The organism is Desulfosarcina sp., from assembly GCF_046496365.1.
Taxonomy (GTDB): domain Bacteria; phylum Desulfobacterota; class Desulfobacteria; order Desulfobacterales; family Desulfosarcinaceae; genus Desulfosarcina.
Genome location: NZ_JAWOHB010000056.1, coordinates 1 through 3,533, shown reverse-complemented (window position 1 = coordinate 3,533; position 3,533 = coordinate 1). Strand labels below are relative to the sequence as shown.

Genomic DNA, 3,533 nt, shown 5'->3' with positions numbered 1-3,533 from the left:
CATGAAGGCAATTCAAGAATTGAGAATGGAACACGATGCAGTCAAGTTGACTCTCAAGGTGCTGGACAGAATTTGCCAGAAGGTCGAACTTTCCGGCAAGATGGATGATCCACGCGGCGTGGATCACCTGTTGGAGTTTTTCACGGTATTTGTGGACAAATGCCATCATGGGAAAGAGGAGGAGTTGCTCTTCCCAGCGCTGGAGCAGATCGGTGTCGGACGGGACAAGGGGCCCATCGGCGTCATGCTCAAAGAACATCAACAGGGACGTGATTACGTGCAAAAAATGAAGACCGCCATTTCTCAATTCAAGTCGGGGGCAGCCTCTGCGGCCTTCGATTTCACCCGTACCGCCAGGGATTACATCTCTCTATTGGATCAGCATATCGACAAAGAGAACACCGTCTTGTTCCCTCTGGCTGAAAAACAGCTCTCCGCAGCGAAGCTGGCCGAGTTGCTCAAGGGGTTTGAGATAATTGAGACTCAGAAAATCGGTGCCGGCAAGCATGAGGAGTTCCATAAGATGATAGATCATCTGGAAGGTGCCTACCTGAAGTAAGATATCGGTTGCGGCAAGGATATCAAATAAGCTCGAAGGAATATGGACGGAAGGGCTGACATCACAATCGGTGATAGGACATCCACGGTCAATGCAGGTGAAATGCTGGTCGTGCCTGCCAACGTGCTTCTCGCGCTGCATGCGGTGGAAAAGCTCAAGAATGTTACTGGTGATGATTCGCGGCTGATAGCGCTGTTTCAAGGCGGCAAGAGAGGTAGGTGTGCACCGAAGCAATCTTCACAACCCTGCGACCTGATTCGAGGTTCATCAAGCGGAGTTTTTCCTTTTCTTCGTCATCCCACATTTATCCTTTAAGCGGGGGGGCAAAATGAAAGAGCAGCTTCCTGTCACCAAAGCACTTTCTCCGTGGTGGCGTCGCAGCGTGGTAATGGTTTTTGTTTGCGGCATGGCGGTCTTAATCTTCATGTCGGTCCAAGCTTACCGATATGCCCCCCCGGTCCCGGAAAGCGTGGTCGACTCCGCCGGGGCCGTCATCTTCAACCGGGCAGACATCGAATCCGGCCAGGAAGTGTTTTTAAAGTACGCATTGATGCAAAACGGCTCCATCTGGGGCCACGGCTCGTATCTGGGACCGGATTTTTCCGCGGCATACCTTCACGATCTGGCGCTCGATACCGGCAATGCGATTGCCCGGAAGGAGTTTAACGCCGACTTGGCGTTACTCGATGCGGATCAGCGGTCGCGGGTCGACGCTCGGGTCGCCACGCTTCTCAAGGAAAACCGCTACGACCCCGCAACGGGTCAATTGATGTTCCTGGATGCCGAAAAAACCTCCTACCAACGGCAGCGCCAGTTCTGGACCGACTATTTTCTGCAGCCGACAACCAACGCGGGGCTCCCGAGCAAATACATCAACGACCCTGAAGAGATCCGTCAGCTGACAGCGTTTTTTGCGTGGACGGCCTGGGCCAGTGTCGCCAACCGCCCGGACAAGCCTTACTCCTATACCAACAACTTTCCTTATGACCCGATGGTCGGCAACCTTTTGACCGCCGATGCCCTTCTCTGGAGCGCTTTGAGTGTTGCCATGCTGCTGGCAGGCCTCGCTCTGGTACTGTTTACTTTCGGCAGGTTCGACTATCTGGGCTGGAAGGGCAAATCCCAAGACGTTCATCCTCACATGTTGCCCGGGGACGTCACCGCCGGTCAGAAAGCGACTATAAAGTATTTCGTCATCGTGGCGCTGCTCTTCCTGGCGCAGGTCACGATCGGTGGCGCGCTGGCGCACTACCGTGCAGAACCCGGGGATTTTTACGGCATCGATCTGGCCCAGTATCTGCCGAGCAATATTTTGCGCTCGTGGCACCTCCAACTGGCGCTCTTTTGGATCGCCACCGCCTACATTGCGGGCGGCCTGTTGCTCGCTTCCTCAGTGGGTCAAAAGGAGCCTCGCAGGCATTCAGTGGGCGTTCACATGTTGTTTTGGGCGCTGGTCGTGCTGGTGGTCGGAAGCCTGCTGGGTGAGTTGCTCGGCATTCACCAGGTATTCGGCCAATTCTGGTCCTGGTTCGGACATCAGGGCTGGGAATTTCTCGAACTGGGGCGGTTCTGGCAGATCATCCTGGTCATCGGATTCAGCTTCTGGATATGGCTGCTATACCGGGCCATCGCACCGGCCATGAAGGATCCCGAGCGCAAAGAAATCGCGCTGCTGTTCATGGGGGGGGCCGCCGCCATTCCTATTTTCTACCTGCCGGCCTTCTTTTTCGGCAGCACCACCAACTTCACGGTCGTCGACACCTGGCGCTTCTGGATCATCCACTTGTGGGTGGAAGGCTTTTTTGAGCTGTTTGTAACCGTCCTGGTCGCGGTCACCTTCTACCAGTTGGGTGTCGTCCGGCGTATCAACGCAGTGCGGGTCATTTACATGGACGCCATCCTTTTTCTGGCCGGTGGTATTATCGGCACTGCGCACCACTGGTACTGGACGGGGCAGGCCAACTTTACGATGGCGCTGGCAGCCATGTTTTCGGCGCTCGAAGTGGTTCCGCTCACCATTCTAACGCTTGACGCTTGGGACTTTATCCGGTTGACCGGGACCAAGGGACCCAAAGGTCAGCCGAGCAAAACCATTCCGAACAAATGGGCGTTTTATTTTCTCATGGCAGTCGGCTTCTGGAATTTTGTGGGCGCAGGCATCTTCGGATTCCTGATCAACATGCCGGTGGTAAGCTACTTTGAAGCCGGCACCATATTGACACTGAACCACGGCCATGCCGCCTTGTTGGGCGCTTTCGGCATGTTGGCCATGGCGCTGGTTGTGTTGGGCCTGCGCCACGTGCTGACGGACGAGCAGTGGACGGTGCCGGAAAAGTTCATCAAGGTCTCTTTTTGGGGATTGAACGTCGGTCTGGCCCTGATGGTGATCACCAACTTGTTCCCGGTGGGTGTTTTGCAGATCTGGGATGTCCTCGAAAATGGATACTGGCATGCTCGCAGTCTTGAATTCATCGGGCAGGACCGGATTCGGTTGCTGGAATGGGCCAGCATGCCGTCGCACGTAATCTTGATTTTTTTAGGTGTGTTGCCGATGGTGATTGCTTCTGGTTTGACCTACCTGAAGATAAGGAAGGTCTGACAAAATCGAGCTGTTCAACGCAATGTGTGGGAAGAAACCAAATGATACCATGGAAGTCTTATGACGCGCTGCCAAGGCATAACCGTACCACCACTAAACGAAAGGAAATGCATCATGTTCTGTTTTCAATGTCAGGAAACCGCCAAGAACACCGGCTGCACCGTCAAAGGCGTCTGCGGCAAGCCGGAGGAAACCGCCAACCTTCAGGACCTGCTGATCTTTGTACTCAAGGGAATCTCGGTTTACGGTGAAAAACTCAAGGAACTGGGTGCCGCCGATCGCACCAACGATGATTTTGTGGCCCAGAGCCTGTTTGCCACCATCACCAACGCCAATTGGGACGATGCCCGCTTTAGCGCCATGGTCACCGACGGC

General features: G+C 54.6%; 2 protein-coding genes and 1 pseudogene. All 3 read left to right on the top strand.

Annotated elements, in window-relative coordinates; all coding sequences use genetic code 11:
• On the top strand, nt 1-559 hold a 559-nt coding region (locus R6V78_RS04340; RefSeq protein WP_410288106.1), incomplete at its 5' end, for a hemerythrin domain-containing protein.
• Between the two features lie 328 nt (nt 560-887).
• Nucleotides 888-3,158 carry a nitric-oxide reductase large subunit gene (locus R6V78_RS04335; protein WP_410288105.1) on the top strand — a complete coding sequence of 757 codons (2,271 nt, stop codon included), beginning with the start codon at nt 888-890 and terminating at the stop codon, nt 3,156-3,158.
• Nucleotides 3,159-3,272: 114 nt separating this feature from the next.
• A pseudogene (locus R6V78_RS04330) lies at nt 3,273-3,533 on the top strand (hydroxylamine reductase); the annotation flags it as partial.